Annotated in this window: 13 protein-coding genes; 7 read left to right on the forward strand and 6 right to left on the reverse strand. The window is 68.8% G+C overall.

What is annotated here, in order from left to right:
- Positions 1–460: 460 nt before the first annotated feature.
- Together ACFWV2_RS28550 and ACFWV2_RS28555 are read left to right on the forward strand one after the other, a co-directional pair.
- Positions 461–892: a DUF6003 family protein gene (locus ACFWV2_RS28550; RefSeq protein ID WP_384409181.1), complete on the forward strand. Its 432-nt coding sequence runs from the start codon at positions 461–463 to the stop codon at positions 890–892.
- Between the two features lie 420 nt (positions 893–1312).
- Positions 1313–3208, forward strand: coding sequence for an SMI1/KNR4 family protein (locus ACFWV2_RS28555; RefSeq protein ID WP_384409183.1), 1896 nt, complete (start codon positions 1313–1315; stop codon positions 3206–3208).
- A gap of 327 nt (positions 3209–3535) precedes the next feature.
- Here the strand turns inward: ACFWV2_RS28555 and ACFWV2_RS28560 are convergent, their stop codons facing one another.
- The gene (locus tag ACFWV2_RS28560; RefSeq protein ID WP_384409185.1) at positions 3536–3865 is read right to left on the reverse strand and encodes a hypothetical protein; all 330 of its coding nucleotides are present in this window, start codon (positions 3863–3865) and stop codon (positions 3536–3538) included.
- Between the two features lie 18 nt (positions 3866–3883).
- Positions 3884–4213 (reverse strand): DUF6422 family protein, encoded by a 330-nt coding sequence (locus tag ACFWV2_RS28565; protein WP_384409187.1) that lies wholly within the window; start codon positions 4211–4213, stop codon positions 3884–3886.
- Positions 4214–6518: 2305 nt separating this feature from the next.
- Between ACFWV2_RS28565 and ACFWV2_RS28570 the strand changes: the two genes are divergently transcribed.
- Both ACFWV2_RS28570 and ACFWV2_RS28575 read left to right on the forward strand, forming a co-directional pair.
- Positions 6519–7010 (forward strand): SRPBCC family protein, encoded by a 492-nt coding sequence (locus ACFWV2_RS28570; RefSeq protein WP_384409189.1) that lies wholly within the window; start codon positions 6519–6521, stop codon positions 7008–7010.
- A 602-nt stretch (positions 7011–7612) separates the two neighbouring features.
- Positions 7613–8128: a GNAT family N-acetyltransferase gene (locus ACFWV2_RS28575; protein WP_384409191.1), complete on the forward strand. Its 516-nt coding sequence runs from the start codon at positions 7613–7615 to the stop codon at positions 8126–8128.
- Between the two features lie 188 nt (positions 8129–8316).
- On the opposite strand, the gene ACFWV2_RS28580 is transcribed toward ACFWV2_RS28575, so the two are convergent.
- The gene (locus ACFWV2_RS28580; RefSeq protein WP_384409193.1) at positions 8317–9297 is read right to left on the reverse strand and encodes a threonine/serine dehydratase; all 981 of its coding nucleotides are present in this window, start codon (positions 9295–9297) and stop codon (positions 8317–8319) included.
- A 122-nt stretch (positions 9298–9419) separates the two neighbouring features.
- Positions 9420–9752, reverse strand: coding sequence for a winged helix-turn-helix transcriptional regulator (locus ACFWV2_RS28585; RefSeq protein WP_384409195.1), 333 nt, complete (start codon positions 9750–9752; stop codon positions 9420–9422).
- Between the two features lie 157 nt (positions 9753–9909).
- Between ACFWV2_RS28585 and ACFWV2_RS28590 the strand changes: the two genes are divergently transcribed.
- From ACFWV2_RS28590 to ACFWV2_RS28600, 3 genes are all read left to right on the forward strand, one after another.
- Complete coding sequence (locus ACFWV2_RS28590) at positions 9910–10800, forward strand: NAD(P)-dependent oxidoreductase (RefSeq protein WP_384409197.1); 891 nt, start codon at positions 9910–9912, stop codon at positions 10798–10800.
- Between the two features lie 192 nt (positions 10801–10992).
- Positions 10993–11865 carry an NAD(P)-dependent oxidoreductase gene (locus ACFWV2_RS28595; protein WP_384409199.1) on the forward strand — a complete coding sequence of 291 codons (873 nt, stop codon included), beginning with the start codon at positions 10993–10995 and terminating at the stop codon, positions 11863–11865.
- A gap of 198 nt (positions 11866–12063) precedes the next feature.
- Positions 12064–12828: an SAM-dependent methyltransferase gene (locus ACFWV2_RS28600; protein WP_384409201.1), complete on the forward strand. Its 765-nt coding sequence runs from the start codon at positions 12064–12066 to the stop codon at positions 12826–12828.
- Between the two features lie 360 nt (positions 12829–13188).
- Here ACFWV2_RS28600 and ACFWV2_RS28605 read toward each other — a convergent pair whose 3' ends face one another.
- Together ACFWV2_RS28605 and ACFWV2_RS28610 are read right to left on the reverse strand one after the other, a co-directional pair.
- Positions 13189–13443: a hypothetical protein gene (locus ACFWV2_RS28605; RefSeq protein ID WP_384409203.1), complete on the reverse strand. Its 255-nt coding sequence runs from the start codon at positions 13441–13443 to the stop codon at positions 13189–13191.
- A 763-nt stretch (positions 13444–14206) separates the two neighbouring features.
- Complete coding sequence (locus ACFWV2_RS28610) at positions 14207–14812, reverse strand: GPP34 family phosphoprotein (RefSeq protein WP_384409205.1); 606 nt, start codon at positions 14810–14812, stop codon at positions 14207–14209.
- Positions 14813–15144 lie beyond the last annotated feature (332 nt).

A 15144-nucleotide genomic window follows, 5' to 3' on the forward strand; every position in this document is an offset into this window, starting at 1 on the left:
GCCCCTGGGACGGGGCGGCGGTCCGCTGAAGGGCGTCCGCGAGCCGGGCAGCCGCCGCAGCGCCGGTGGAGCTTGCCCCGACGGCCGCGCACGGGGCAGGTCCTGCACGGACAGGTGATCCACTGACAGGTCACCCACGGGCAGGTGATCCACCGACAGGTCGCCCACGGGCAAAGGGGAAGATCGACACGTCACGCCGCCAGACGTCTGATCGACGTTCACGCCGGTACGGGCGGCACGTCTGCTTCAGTGGTTCGAGGCCGGCAAGGACCATGTCAAGGCGACCACCGATGAGGTCCTCGCGGGGATGCCGCTGCCGACCGCGAAGGCGATCGGGATCGTCGCCTTCATCCAGACCGAGCAGGTCGACCCGGTCCAGTACGAGGTCGGCTAGGGCGGGGCGAAAGCGGGTAGGCGGGAGCACAACAACGGCACGACAGACTTTGGAAAGTGATCCACCATGACCGACGACGCCTACCTCTTCCTCGCCGACACCGTCCCTGGCTCAGGCTGGCAGGGCACGCCCGTCTCCCTCACCGGAGAGCTGGAGTGCCTGCAGACACCGGCCGTACGGGCCTGGCTCGATGCCCACCACACCGACGCGGCCTCTCCGGCACTGCGCATCGCGCCGCCCGAGCAGACCGGGATGATCCCCGACGGAGTCGAGCGCCTGCCGGTCCCGCTGAGCGAGGAGGAGCTGGAACTGGTGCGCCGGGCCGGCGGCACCGATCCGGTGGCGGTCGTCGAGCAGGAGCTGCTGTCCTATCGTGACAGCGAAGAGGGTCGCGACGCCCTGCTGCACAAGGCCCTCGCCGCCGGCGTACCGGCCCACCGCATCGTGGAACTGTCAGGAGTGGACCCCACAGCTCTGCCCACCGCCCCCCGCGCCTGACCGATCCCCTTCCTGAACGGTCCCACCGGCGCGCCCCCCCCTGCCGTCCGGGCGAGATCAGCCCGCTGGTGCAACGGCCGGCTGGACGGCCTGTCTCCGACAGCGAATCGCCATGATCTGCAACTCGACGAGCGTGCCGGGGAGACCGCTCTCAACACATTGCCTGGTCCGCGCTCGGCGCTTGTGCTTCGCGAAAAGGAAGTTCCCCTGCACCCCGGAGGACATGCAGCACGGGAACGACGCTGGGTACGTCTCCGGACGGGCGAAGTCGAGCGGGCCGTGCGCCCGCGGCAGAATCTGTCGAGTGTTTTCGGGCGTAAGGGGGCGGCTGTCCTACTCTCTCCACGCAGTCGGACCGTCCACGCATTGCCCTTCCGGGCAGGGCGCCGCTATGTCAGTACCGGATGACATCATCCGGCCATGAGTAGCGAATCTTTCAACTGGCACGAGTTCCTGGGACGGTGGCAGGAAGAGTGGGTTACGCGCTCGGACACGGACGAGGACGAGGACGGCGAACAGACCCTCGTCCGCCCGGGCCTGCCCGGGGCGGACGAGGCGGCGATCGCCGTGGCCGAGGAGCGCCTGGGGCGGCGGCTGCCGCCCTCGTACCGGGAGTTCCTGGCCGCGAGCGATGGGTGGCACGTCGACCAGACGGCCGCGATCCACCGGCTCGGCGGCGCCTCGGACATCGACTGGTTTCGGGATCCGTACGGCATGACCTCGATGTACGAGCCGGATCCGGGCGCCAACCCGAGCGAGCAGGAGGTCCTGCTGGCCGGAATGTGGCGGCGGGCACTGCGCCTCGAGACGGACTCCGACATGTCGCACGCCCTTCTCGACCCGGGCGACAGCGACGAGGACGGCGAATGGGCGCTCTACGTCTACAAGGGCTGGAGCGGTGAGGTGCCCGACCGCTACCCCTCGTTCCGCGCGTACATGGAGGCCATGTACCGCGGCTTCCACGCCGACCGGGCGGCGCAACCCGACTTCGTGAACGCGACCACGCGCACCCAGGACGCCCACGTGGACGAGGCGCGCCTGCTTGCCCTGCGTGGACGGTACGAGGAGGCCCTGCCCCTGCTGGAAGAGGCATTCGCCTTCGGGAGGCCGCGCAGCGCCGTCCTGTTGAACCAGCTCAGGCAGTTGCTCGCTCCGAGCCGCTCCCAAGGCTACGGACACCTGGTGGCGGACCCGCTGTACCTGCCGGAGATCCTGCCCTTGGAGGCCATGGATCAGGCGAACGGCCGGGGGTGGTCGGGCGGGGACGAGCAGTGGCTGCGGATGATGGTCGCGCGGGGGACCGCCCCGGAGGTCGCCGAGGCCGTGCTGGGCGCCGTGCGAGACGGCACCCACCAGTACGCGCCTCCCGGCCCGTGGGGCCGGGCCGTCGCCGACGCCCGGGAGGAGGCCCGCTGGGGTGCGACCGACGCCGCGTGGCACGTGCTCCGGGACGCGCTGCCGCTGTGGGAGCCGCCGGGGCCGCTGATGGTCGTCCCGCTCGGCCTGCTCGCCGACCCGGTCCTGGGGCCACTGCTCACTCCGGAGCGCGGACGGGAGACGCTCGCGACACCGCGGGCAGGGGAGACGGGACCCGCTCCCGAGCCTGTGCCCGATCTCGATCCGCCGGGTCTCGCCTGGCTGGTGGAGCCGTTCAGGTACGGACAGCCGCTCGAAGGCTACCGCTGCGTCTGGGTCGAGGGGGCCGGTCCCGCCGACCTGCCCGCCCTGATCGGTGAGGAGGGCGCCGAACTGAGCGCGCCCGTCGATCTGGCGAGGTCTTTCCGGCGGGCGCCCCAGCCGCACGAGCGGGAGGGCGTGGAACTCTGGGAGGACCGGGCCGTCGTCGCCGTCGGCCGCACGGCTGAAGGGTGGGCCTTCGCCTTCGACGGGCCCTCGCACCGTCACCTGCACGACCGGTTCCTGTCTCCGGCGGCGGCCGCCTCCTCGTCCGGCCGCGCGGTGGTGGTGTGGTGCGATCCGAGGCGCCCGTCCCCGGACGATCCGGCGGTCTTCCATGTGTCGGTGGCCGAACGTGGCGAGGAGCTCTACGCCTTCACCATGCGGGGTACGGAGATCCGGCGCTCCGGCGCGATACCGGAAGCCCTGGACCCCGCACGGCTGTTCCGCCCGAAGAGCACTGAGCTGGACAACGAACTGCGGGTGTTGGAGGCCCTGCATACCGAACTCGGGCTCTCACTCCCCCGCTTCGCGTTGACCCAAGGCAGGCTCTGTACCTTCACCACCCGGTCCTGGACCCGGGCGCCACGCGCGGGCGAGGGCTTCGCCTATGTGAGCTTCGTACGGCACCGGTCCTGAACGCCGGCGGGCCCGCCCTCTCCGCGGAAGACGGAAGCGCCGGCGACGGCCGGCCGTGGCCTCGGCTCAGGTTGATGGCGCGGGCAGTGGTGGCATCGAGGTGAAGCCGGCGCGATGCGCCGCCGAACGCGCCGGTCCGCGTCTCCGAACCTATCCACCGCGTTGCCGGCGAACCCGACGGTGGCGGCGTCGGACACGGGCCACGCCTTGACGGACTTCACCGGCGGAGCCGCTCCGGTCGACGGCTCCGGCGCGAAGCCGTCCCCGGAGCCGTCCCCGGAGCCGTCGGCGTCGGCGTCGGCGTCGGCGTTCCGGTAGACGAGCGACTCAGAACACGCCGTGCGTCTCCTTGGGATGCCCGCATCTCACCCACTGGTCTCCGCCCACGCCGCCATGGTCGGGGAACTCCGTCCGGCAGGGATCGTCGCCTCCCGAACCCCTGTAGCGTCGGCAGCGGCACCAGTGTGGGGTCGGCGGAGGCGGCAGCTCTCCGGAACACGCGAATTCGAGCGAGTTCCGCTCCGCCGGGCTCAGCTCCAACCCCGCCTCGCGGATCATCGCCGCGGCCTTGTCCTGCGCTCCGACGAGCAGCGCAGCGGCCTCGGCCAGCATCCGCGACTGCGCGTCAGACCTGTCGTTCCGCTTCGACTCGGACATCTGCGTCCTCCTGACTGGTCAGATCTGGGCGTGCTCGGATTCCGTGTGCTCACAGGTCCTGGTGGGCGAACCCGTGCCGAAGTCCGGTCCCGTGAAGTCGATCCAGGTGTTGAGGCAGGGTTCTTCGCCGCCTGAGCCGCCGTAGTCGCCGCAGCCGCAAAAATGCGGGTTCGGTGGGGGGTCCAGTTCGGCCTGGCAGGGGCGGCCGACCCAGTCGCGTTCTTCGGGGGACAGGTATGCGCCCGAGGCGCGTACGAGTTCCGCGGCCTTGCGGCGGGCTTCGACGAGCAGGGCGCCCACCTCGGCCAGGGTCCGGTTCTGGGCTTCCGTTCTGTCATTCCAGTTCACGGCTGCCGTCCTACCAGGAATCGCGGACCGATCCCCTGCGACGCGCCCGCGCGGCTCCTCCGGCCCATCCGTCAGGGGCCAAGAGGACGAACGGCAAACGCGCTGTATCGGTTGATACGCAAGGGACCCTGGAAACCGCACGGCATTCGCCGGTCGCCGTCGGGGTTGCCCAACGCCCCGGCGAGTGTCTGCTACTCCTGCCGCCCCAGCCGCCGCCATACTTTCCGGGCTGCCCAGGCCGGGTCGGCGGCGATCCGCTCCTGCTCCCGGATCCACTACCGCGAGGTGTGCGACATCGACGCCAGGCGTTCTTCCCGTCCCAGATCGGGTGGCGCGGACGGTGTCGGCTTCAACCTGGTAACCCTGGCCTCGGACACCTTGCAGATGGCCTTCTCAGCCCTTCGCTCAAGAGTCGCGGGCATGAGGGGGAGATTGGACTGAAAGCTCATGGGCACGTGAGGACTATGACGGTAGGTCACCCACGGGGTCGGGCACGAGGGCGTACTTCCGCGCCGACAGCCCTCACGGCGCAGGACAACTCAGCAACAAGCGCTGCGCCAGTCCCCTGCGAGGCAAAGAGTCCTCGGCCGTTCGGCCAGGTTATTCCCCTGGGGTGACCGGCTGGTCTCAGTGAAACCGATGGTCTAGACGTCCCGGAGCAGGCCTACGGCTTGACCATTGTGGGATCACCGTCCCCGCAGCTTCCAACCCGGCCGTACACAGAAGGGGGTACCCACATGACGCACAACCTACAGACCTTGGCATACCGCGGTGCAGACATTGCGCCCACCTGGCTGCTCATCGCCATCGTCAGTGCAGTTGTCGTGATGATGATCGTTCTCCGTCTTCGTCGCCGCAAGAACGGGACCTCCCGAGCGGATGACAGCTGACTGCCTGGCGGGAGGCCTCAACGGTCTCCATCTCGTCCAGCCTCGCCCTCACCCGAGCAACGTCTGCTGCACGATCGTGTGTTCGTCGTCCTAGAGATGCTCGCGGCTGTGTTCCGCGAGCCCCGTACGCGTGCCCACGCTCCGGCAACCCGCTTTCCGCACGGTCCGCGGACTGTGCGGCCCGCTGTAACCCCCTTGCCCAACTGGACACCCTCTCGGCGCCCTGCCCCGCTCGGCGGCTGAACAGTGCACAGCGGATGCGGACAGCATGGGTGGAGCGGAGGCGGAGTGCGGACAACCGGGGACGGTGCTGGACTGCATTCGACGCTTGCACTCCGCCCGGCTCCTGACCGACCTCCTTGCCGCCCGCTGGCCGCTGACCCACGATGACGTGGACGCCGTGTGTCACGACCGCCGCATGGGCAGCAGGTTCGGACGGCCGTGCTTTGGGGCGATCCACACCCGCTCGCCGTCGTGGCCCGGGCATGTGGCGGGACGGCGGTGAGATGTGCGGTAACAGGGCAAGCAGACCAGCCCGCGCGGCCCGCGGGCGCGGACCGGGGCGGGGGTGGTGCGCAGCGGGCAGGGCGCGTTCGCGCGTGGTCGGCAGGATGTGCACGGGTCGACGGGTGAGGGCCTGCCGCATGCCCAAGACGACCTGGACAGAGACCTGATCGCGTTGGCAGGGTGCGCACCGTTGGTGAGAGCTCCGGGTCCAGCCGCACGCCGAGCGGATGCCGCCCGCAGCACAGCATGACCAGCGCGGGCATCCGCCCGTCGACACCACAGGCAGAAGCCCTCAGGTACCGCCTGGGGCCTCTGCCTGCCCGGCGCCGTTTCAGGAGCAGTCGTGATGTCCAGCCGGCTCTGCTTGCGGGATTCGACGCTCCCGAGCTGTCTGACACTGCCGCCGACGCGGGTGATGGACAGGGAGTAGGTGAGGTAGTTGCGAAGGGTCCAGGTCCCGGTCTCGCACGGGTAGGCCTCGCCCACCAGGTCGCGGACATTCGTCAGTTGCGGGTAGGGGCCGGAGTACTGGGTGCCGGAAGGTGAAGTGGGGCGGTAGGTGCCCTGGACGTCACAGTCGGCGTAGTGCCACTCCTCGTCGCCGCCCTTGTACTTGCATCAGTGGGTGACCGCGACCGGGGCCAGTTCGGCCTCGCCGTCCTGATAGTGCTCGGTGCGCAGGCAGCGCTCGGTCTGAATCTTGGGGGTGGCGTTATGCAGAGGTAAACCCCCTCGTATCAGTGGGCCGGGAGCACCACCCCCGCGCGCACCGGTACCCCGCTGCGCCCCTTTATTCGCCTCGTACCGCGCTACCCTCGACTTCGCGGGCGCAGGAATGCGGTGCCCGCAGCCGAGGAGCACGACGAGCAGTACAAAAGCACGTTGCCCCAAAGGAAATGATGCGCACCATGAAATACACCGTCTCCACCGAGATCGCCCTGCCGCGGGAGAAGGTGGCGCAACTGCTCGCCGACCCGGCACTCCTGCCCCAATGGCTGCGGGGCCTGGTGCTGCACGAGCGGCTGGACGGGGAGCACGGGCAGCTCGGCACCACGTCGCGGGTCGTGATGCAGATGGGCCGGCGGAAGATCGAGTGCACCGAGACCATCACACGCCGGGAACCGGCAGACCTGCGCGTGATCCCGAAAACGAGTGTCGTTCACTTCGACCGCGAAATCGTCGGCGAGGGTATGTGGAGCACCGTGCGAGACCGGCTGACCGAAGCCGGTCCGGAGACGACGCTCTGGGAGAGCGAGAGCGAATACCGGTTCAGCGGCTTTCTCATGAAGCTGGTGGGACTTCTGATGCCCGGCGCCTTTCGTCAGCAGTCGCAACAGCACATGCAGGACTTCAAGGCGTTCGCCGAGCAGGGAAAGGATGTCCGCGAGGCGACGGCGTGATGCCGTGACCGGTCAGGCGTCTGGCGGAGGCCGTGCCCCGTCAGCCCCGTCGCCTCGGAAGGTGCCGCCCGCCCGTCGCATGGACGGTGGGGCGGGACTCTGCCTGCGGAGACTGGTACGCCCGGCGCTTCCCTCGCCTGATGCTTCACCGCCCTGGCCGGGCAGGGCCCCCGTGGCGTGCGGTCCCGAGCGCCGGATCAGCACAGCAGCAAACCCACCACGCCCCCGGCTTCTCGTGCACACCGCACGTGACAACAAGTTCGAAGAGCGGAACGTCGACCGCTTGGACGAACCCGACCCCGTCGCCTGCCCGCCCTGCCAGCGCATCGTGCGGAAACACCCTTGAGCCCCGTGCCGCCCGCACCCGGAGCTGCCGCGCGAAGGGATACAGCCTTCAGCGAGCGAGGGTTCCGGTCCGCGGCACGTAAAGGAGTTGTCCGGGCAGAGGAGGGGCTACTACGCTCACGCCAGCGCGACAGACGCGTGATCTCGGGATGAGGAGGTTGATGAATATGGCTGCCGCTGGCCGTCATCAGCATGCCCTCATCCGGCTCGTGCGATAACAGAGCGCGGCCGGTCGTTTCAACGACCAGGAGAGACACATGTCTTCCTCTTCCTCCCCCGTCCACGCCGACGTGGTCACCAAGCGCCTCATCCTGCGGCCCTGGACCGGGAGCGAGGCCGTCGCGGTCCTCGACGACACCCGGCCCTCACACTGGGCGGACGACTTTCCCGCCGAAGGCGATCGTGTGGTCGCGGGCCTCTTCGAGCAGTATCCCGACTGGCTCGGCCCCTACGGCCACCGTCTGGTCATCGAGCGCGACAGCGGCCTGGTGGTGGGCTCCATCGGCCTGTTCTGGCCGCCCGGCGAGGGGATCCTCGAGATCGGCTACGGCATCGTAGTCTCCCGGCGTGGCCGAGGCTATGCCTCGGAGGCCACCCGGACCCTCGCCGATTTCGCGCTCACCTTGCCGGATGTCCACACGGTGTCCGCCGACGTGGAAATGTCGAACCCGGCCTCAGTCCGAGTACTGGAGAAGGCCGGCTTCCGCCGTTGGACGACCGGGGAGAACGTAGTCACGTTCAGGGTCTCGAACCCGGACCGCCCTCTGCGCTGATTGCGTGGGGTCCTGGAAGCGCTGCCCTCCAGGACCCCACCGCCGTCGCTGCATGCTGTCGATGAGGGGCGTTGTCGTGCGGTGCGGTGCTCGCCCAGGCGCTGGTCCAGCCCGTTCGAGCCGTTGCCGAAGCCCATACGGCTTCGGCTGGGGGAGCAACGTCGACTCCACCTCGGTCCGCGTGCTTGTCAGGACTTGTGGAGGGGAGCCGGGCCGACCCAACGGTGGTAGGCGTCCACGTCGACGTTGCTGCCGCACACGATGGTGGCGACGTGTCGTCCGGCGAAGCGGTCACGGTCTTCGAGGATCGCCGCGACGCCGAGCGCGGCCGACGGTTCGACAACGAGGCCGGCGTGGTCGAGGAGCATCCGCATACCGGCGACGATCGATGCCTCCTGGACCAGAACGGCGTCGTCGACTACGAGGAGTAAGTCGTCCAGGACGGCCGGGATGGGACGTCGGCCGGCGACGCCGTCAGCGATCGTGTCGGTCGATTCGGTCGTGACCACTCGCCGCATCCGCCACGAGTGTGTCATCGCCGGTGCACCCAGTGGCTGGACGCACATCACCTCGACCTGGGGCGCCAGGGCCTTCATCACATGCCCCACACCGGTGGCCAGGGCCCCACCGCCAAGAGCGATCAGGACGGCATCGAACGACGGCTCGGTGCCCACCAGCTCCAGGCCGATGGTCGCCGCGCCCTCGCAGGTTTCGATGTCCAGGCTGTCTTCGACCAGCCGTATGCCGTCGTACCGCGCCATGGCCGCCGCCCGCTCACGCGCCATCTCGTGGTCTCCGTCCACCAGCTCCAACCCGGCGCCCAACGCACGGATGCGATCCAGCTTGGCCCGAGTCGCGGAACGGGATGCCACGACTGTGACGTCGAGCCCACGGCCGCGCCCGGACCACGCAAGGGCCTGGCCGAGGTTGCCGGCGCTCGCGCACACCGCGGCTCGCGAGCCCTCGTCGGTCAGCAGGCTCGCGACTACCTCGGTGCCGCGGGCCTTGAAGCTGCGGACCGGGTTCGCCGTTTCCAACTTGATGCTCAACGTGCACCCGAGGACGGGCTCCAGTGCCTCGCAGCGGTAGAGCGGAGTGTCGAGAAAGACCGGGTCGATTACCTGGCGAGCCGCTCGGATCCGAGCAGTGTCGAGACGCGTTTCCTGCACGACACAGCAGCGTAGCGCCACCCGTGCTGGTTCCATGAGTGACTGTGAGGAAACGCAAAGCCCAGATCCTGACTCCGTACAGGAAATGATGAGTCTCAGGTTCGGGAGTACACCAACACCGGCTAGGGGATGGCCTCAATGCGCTCCAAATGCTCCTCACCCCACTCCCCCAACGGCGCGAGTGCCGCGTTGAGGGAGGTACCGAACTCCGTCAGCGAGTACTCCACCTTGGGCGGGACCTGGTGGTAGACCTCGCGGTGCACCAGTCCGCTGCCCTCCATCTCCCGGAGTTGCAAAATCAGCATTCTTTCGCTGATACCGGGCACCGCCCGCCTCAACTCACCGAAACGCAAAGGCCCGTCCTCACCCAGCGAAAACAGGATTAACCCCTTCCACTTACCGCCCATGACGGCGATGGCGGCATCGAGCCCACAGGTATAGGTCCGCTTGGTCATCAGAACTCCTCCTGACAAAAGTGTGGGTACCGAACAGAATTGTAGGTACTTGATCACATGTATGTGGGGCTTCCAGAATGGAATCGGCAGCTGCGCCTGACGCGCTGATCGGCGATTGCGTGCTGCTCGACCATCCGACTGCTGACTGGAGTGACTCATGACCAAGGATGCCCCCACACCCGTGACCGTCGTCGGGCTGGGGTCGATGGGCCGGGCGCTGGCCGGAGCGTTCGCCGACGCGGGGCACCCGACCACGGTGTGGAACCGCACGCCGGCCAAGGCCGCACCGTTGGTGGCCAAGGGCGCCGTCCATGCCCGGGCGGTGGAGGCCGCGGTCGAGGCGAGCCCGCTGATCATCACGTGTCTGACCACCTTCGAAGACACTCACTCGGCCCTTGAGCCGGCCGCGGAGGCGCTGTCCGGGCGGGCCCTCGTCACTTTGAACAGCGGTTCCCCCGCCGGCGCCCGCGCCATGGCTGCCTGGGCGACCGGCCGCGGCGCCCGGTTTCTGGCCGGAGCGGTCAAGAACGTACCGGAGGCCGTCGGAGCGCCGGACACGCTGTTGTACTACAGCGGAGACAGGGCGGTGTTCGACGAGTACGAGACGACGCTGAAGGTACTGGGCGGCGACACCGTCCATCTCGGAGAGGAGACCGACCTCGCCGCCCTGTACGAGATGGCCGTGGGTGCCATGTTGCTGCCCGCGCTCGTCGGTTTCTTCCAGGGGGCCGCGGCCGTTCAGGCGCGTGGGCTGGAGGCAGGCAGCATGGTGCGGTTCGCCGGGAAGTGGCTGGACATGATCAAGTCTCTGCTGCCGGTCTACGCCCCGGAGATCGACAGAGGCGACTACACCGATGCCGCCTCCTCCGTGAACCTCTTCCTCGCGGGCGCGGCCCACGACACGGAACTGGCCGAGGAGGCGAACGTCGACATGGCCTGGCTCGCACCCCTGCACGACCTGCTGGAGCGGGCGGCTGCGGCGGGTCACGGCGACCACAGCATCTCGGCCCTGACCGAAGTACTCAGGAAGCCGGCACAGAAGGCGTAAGGCGACGACTGTTCCTAGGCGCACGTTCCCGCGGATGCGTCCAGGGTCTCGGTCACCGTCATGCCGACCGCGGCAGGCTGCGGCGGCCATCCGGCCTCGAAGGTGTCGAGACGGGTTCTTCGGCGAGGGAACGGCCCGTTCACACCTCGCCCGTAAAAACGTTCAGGCTTCGATGTGATGTCAAGGGGTTTCATGAGCAAGCACGAGGTAACGGTCATCGGCCTCGGGCCGATGGGACGTGCGATGGCGAGCGCGTTCCTCGGCAAGGGCTATCAGGTCACCGTCTGGAATCGGACGGCGGGCAAGGCGGACGAGCTGGTGGGTGCGGGAGTGCACCGGGCCGCCACGGTCCACGACGCGCTCACGGCGAACGAACTGGTGATCCTCAGCCTGACCGACGACCACGCGATGTACGCCGTCCTTGAGTCGGCCACCGAGGCGCTGGCCGGACGGGTCCTCGTCAATCTCAGCTCGGACACGCCCGAGAGTGCCCGCAGAGCTGCGCGGTGGGCGTCAGGACGCGGTGCCCGCTACCTCACCGGAGGTGTGCAGGCGTCACCCCCGGATATCGGGCAGGCCGGGTTCTCCACCTTCTACAGCGGACCCAAGGAGGTGTTCGACGCGCATCGGGAGACTCTGGAGGTGCTTACCGGCACGGACTACCGTGGCGAGGACCCGGGGCTGGCGGCGTTGTACTACCAGGTCGGGATGGACCTGTTCTGGACGATGGTGCTCGGCTGGCTGCACGCCCTCGCACTGGCGGACGCCCACGGCGTCTCGGCCGAGGAGATCCTGCCGTCCGCATCATCCATCATCTCGGGAATGCCGGATTTCCTGGCCTTCTACACCCGGCGGATCGACGCGGGGGCATACCCGGGAGACATCGAAAGGCTCGCCATGGGTGTGGCGAGCGTCGGCCATGTCCTCCAGACGGCCAGGGATGCGGGGGTCGACACCTCGCTGCCGTCGGCGGTCCTGGAGATCTTCCGGCGAGGCACAGCAGCCGGCCACGCCGACGACAGCGCGACCAGCTTGATCGAGGTCCTGAAGAAGCCCGCCGCCTAGCCACTACACGCCGGTCCGGCTCACGCGAGGTCTCCATCGGCGCCGCGAAACCGGCTGTCTCTCGCCGGTCCGCCCTCCTCCGAATAGTCCTTCAGGGCCGGAATCGACCGTTGCCGCGCCTGCACAGGGGCGGGGAGTCGGAGCAGTGAGAGGAAACCGGGTTGTGCCTGAAGCGATGATCGGCTTGGGTTCGTGCTCGTGACTGCCTTGAATGATCTCGTACGTCCGGACCGCTACCCGCGCTCCTCCCGCTATGACCCGGGCTGGTTGCTCAACCTCGCCATGGGGCCGAACCCTTTGTGGATGCTGGAGGACCTCGCCCAGGACCTTGATCTGCGCCCGGGGATGCGGATTCTCGATCTCGGTTCCGGCAAGGGCGCCACGTCGGTGTTCCTGGCCCGCGAGTACGGCGCCCGGGTCGTCGCGGCCGACTTGTGGATCGCCCCCGAGGAGGCGGCCGCCGTCTTCGCCGACGCGGGTGTCGGTGATCAGGTGGAGGCTGTGCGAGCGGAGGCACACGCCTTGCCGTTCGAGGAGGAGAGCTTCGACGCCATCGTGAGCGTCGACGCGTTCGAGTACTTCGGTACGGCAGACAGCTACCTGCCCTACCTGGTCCGGTTCCTCCGCCCCGGTGGACAACTGGCCATGGCGACCCCCGCCATGACACGGGACGTCCGCGAACTCGGAGCCATCCCGTCCCACATCAAGGACGTGGTGGGCTGGGAAGCGGTCGCCTGGCACACGGCGGAGTGGTGGCACTTCCACTGGGCGATCACCGAACTGGTGGAGGTCACGTCCGCGCGGCTACAGCACGGTGCCTGGCAGGACTGGCTGCTGTGGACCCAGGCATGCGCCGAGCATCAGCCGGACGGCCGGAGCGCCAACCAGCCGGTCATCGACATGCTCACCGCGGACGGCGGAGAGTTTCTCTCCTTCGCTCTGGTGACCGCACGCAAGAACTAGATGTATTGATCACGAGCGCCTTCACGCTGTCTGCTCTTGATCACGGCGAAGACCTCCGGTGTGGTGGAGATGTCGAGGCTCCCCACCGTGCACGGAGGTCTTCGTGGGGTCCGCCATCCGTCGCCACGCGCCCGACCGGACGGACCCCCCAGGACACGTTCGACCAGGATCCGCCTGCCATGAACGGCCAGCCGGGCATGAGGGTGGGAGGCGGCTCTCACGTGTGGGGCCTGCCACAGCATGCGGACGCACCCCCTGAGGCCAATGCCTCGGGGCGCCGCACCGGATCCGGTGCGGCGCCCCGAGGGACCTGCTTACAGACGCCCGGTCCTGCCGACGGGAGGGATCGGGCGCGGGTGCTTACAGGAGGTCGAGCAGGAGGCCGTTCTCGTTCGACCCGGAGTCGGCTCCGGCTCCGGCGATGACGGGACCGTTGGCGCAGATCTGCTGGTTCGCCTTTGCGGGCGTCGACCCGTTGCCGAGGAGACCCAGCCCGAGATCACCGATGTTGATGAGACCGTTCTGCACCGTCCCCTGGTGGATCTCCTGGTGACACAGCGCCGGGTCGGCACCGTTGCCGTTCCCGTAGGAGGAGTCGGTGGCAGCGGAAGCCATACCCGCCCCGAACATGCCGACACTCCCGACAATGACAGCCACGACAGCGGCCTTGCGAAGGTTGCGCACAATATCTCCAGTCATCGGACTCGACATGAGTCGCTCGTGGGGAAACCTGCCGAGCTCGGACCTTATGCGATGAATTGTCGCTTTCGGTGGGCGGCGCGCCGAGGAGCATCGGCCATCACGTTCAAGCCGGGGTCATGTCCGACCGGCGGGAGTCCAACGACCGTCGGGGGTCGGGTAGGTCTCGTTGGGTCGCACTCATCGCGCTGAGTCCGTATACGGGACGTGCCTGCTCGATTGCGCGGCCCGTGGGCCACGGGGTTGACCTGGCCGTCGCGGCAGCTCCTGCGGTCGTCCGCAGGCCCGCGGCGGTGCCGGCCGCGGGCTGTTCCTCAGATGCTGCCGACGTGCTTCATGAGGTCTCCGGAGTTCCGCCCGGCGGCGGCGATTCGAAGGCCGCTGCAGCGTTCTGTGACACTCGGGGCGCTTCCCGCCGTACTTGCAGCGCTGCTGTCGCCGCAGCGGCCTTCCGCTCCAACTGCTCTGCCAGCAGCCGTACTCGGGCTTCTCTGTCTGCCCCTGTCAAACCCGTGAGGCCCAGTCCGGCGTCACGTTCTTCCTGGGACACCGCGCCCCGCCTCTCCCCGGTCGGGCGACTTCAACGGCCTCCGGTCCGCATCCGGCTCGGCGGATGACGGCCCCGCCCGCAGGAGGACGAAACACCACTCCTGCAATGCAGCTTCGCCACGGACCCGACTCACGGTCCGCGCCAGAGGTTCGCGAAGGCCGCGCTCTCGATGGTCCGCCTCTGTCGTACGGCTTCCAGCTCCATCACCGCGTCATGGGCCGCGGCCACCACGGTCGTCACCGCCTCGTCATCGAGGCCGGGCTCCTCGTCGGATCGTCCGCTGTCGATGCCCACGACCGCGGCGAGCGCGGCCAGGACGGGCTCCCTCTCGTCCCAGCGGTCGGTTGCTCGACGGCGAGTGGGCGTGTCGACCGGTTCCACGCGTTCCGTGCCGAAGGGCAACCGGCCGCTGCGCCTACGCGTCAGCTCACCGTCCTCCTCCAGTGCGGCCTGGTACGCGGCCGAGAGATCGCGGCCCCGGCGCCACAGCCAGTCCTCGATCCGCTCGTAGGGAAGCTGCCGGGTGAGCCCTGCCGCAGCCTGTTCGAGGAGCCGGTCGTCCGATGCCGGTTGCCCACCCGGCACGATGTGGTCGCCGTCCACGGTGATGACGCCCGTACCGAGGAGGTCGATCAGCTCGGCTGCCGCGAGCGCGAGCGACAGGTCCCCCTGTCCCACGGCCCGGTCCGGGCTCGGGTCCATGGCGATGATGAACAGGTCTTTCGCCGTGGTCATGAACGGCTCCCCTCGGAGACATCGTCAATGGTGCGCCCCCACCGCCCGGCTCGCGTCCGGAGCCGGTGGGGCGGCGGGGTGACTGCCACGATCAGTATCGCCCCCGCTCGGGCGGCGGAAGCCCTGGAGCAAGGGAGAAGTTCTGGCCGGTGACTCCGACGAGCCGACGACGTCCGCACGGTGGGCTCTGGTCATGGCTCGGCCCCGGTGCCGAAGCGTGCGGGCGGCGCCGACAGGAAAGCTGTATCGCGTCGCGTCGACGTCGCGGATGGCACGAAGGACGGGTTCGCCGGAGCACCCGTCGTGACGCGCTCGGCCGGGTCGCCGATCAG

The sequence above is a fragment of the Streptomyces sp. NPDC058671 genome (assembly GCF_042716475.1).
Classification (GTDB): domain Bacteria; phylum Actinomycetota; class Actinomycetes; order Streptomycetales; family Streptomycetaceae; genus Streptomyces.

What these genes read in the sequence shown, in the direction of transcription:
- ACFWV2_RS28550 (WP_384409181.1), top strand. Translation starts at nt 461, where the DNA reads ATGACCGACGACGCCTACCTCTTCCTCGCCGACACCGTCCCTGGCTCA.
- ACFWV2_RS28585 (WP_384409195.1), bottom strand. Translation starts at nt 9,752, where the DNA reads ATGACCAAGCGGACCTATACCTGTGGGCTCGATGCCGCCATCGCCGTC.
- ACFWV2_RS28605 (WP_384409203.1), bottom strand. Translation starts at nt 13,443, where the DNA reads ATGGCTTCCGCTGCCACCGACTCCTCCTACGGGAACGGCAACGGTGCC.
- ACFWV2_RS28575 (WP_384409191.1), top strand. Translation starts at nt 7,613, where the DNA reads ATGTCTTCCTCTTCCTCCCCCGTCCACGCCGACGTGGTCACCAAGCGC.
- ACFWV2_RS28555 (WP_384409183.1), top strand. Translation starts at nt 1,313, where the DNA reads ATGAGTAGCGAATCTTTCAACTGGCACGAGTTCCTGGGACGGTGGCAG.
- ACFWV2_RS28570 (WP_384409189.1), top strand. Translation starts at nt 6,519, where the DNA reads ATGAAATACACCGTCTCCACCGAGATCGCCCTGCCGCGGGAGAAGGTG.
- ACFWV2_RS28590 (WP_384409197.1), top strand. Translation starts at nt 9,910, where the DNA reads ATGACCAAGGATGCCCCCACACCCGTGACCGTCGTCGGGCTGGGGTCG.
- ACFWV2_RS28560 (WP_384409185.1), bottom strand. Translation starts at nt 3,865, where the DNA reads ATGTCCGAGTCGAAGCGGAACGACAGGTCTGACGCGCAGTCGCGGATG.
- ACFWV2_RS28595 (WP_384409199.1), top strand. Translation starts at nt 10,993, where the DNA reads ATGAGCAAGCACGAGGTAACGGTCATCGGCCTCGGGCCGATGGGACGT.
- ACFWV2_RS28610 (WP_384409205.1), bottom strand. Translation starts at nt 14,812, where the DNA reads ATGACCACGGCGAAAGACCTGTTCATCATCGCCATGGACCCGAGCCCG.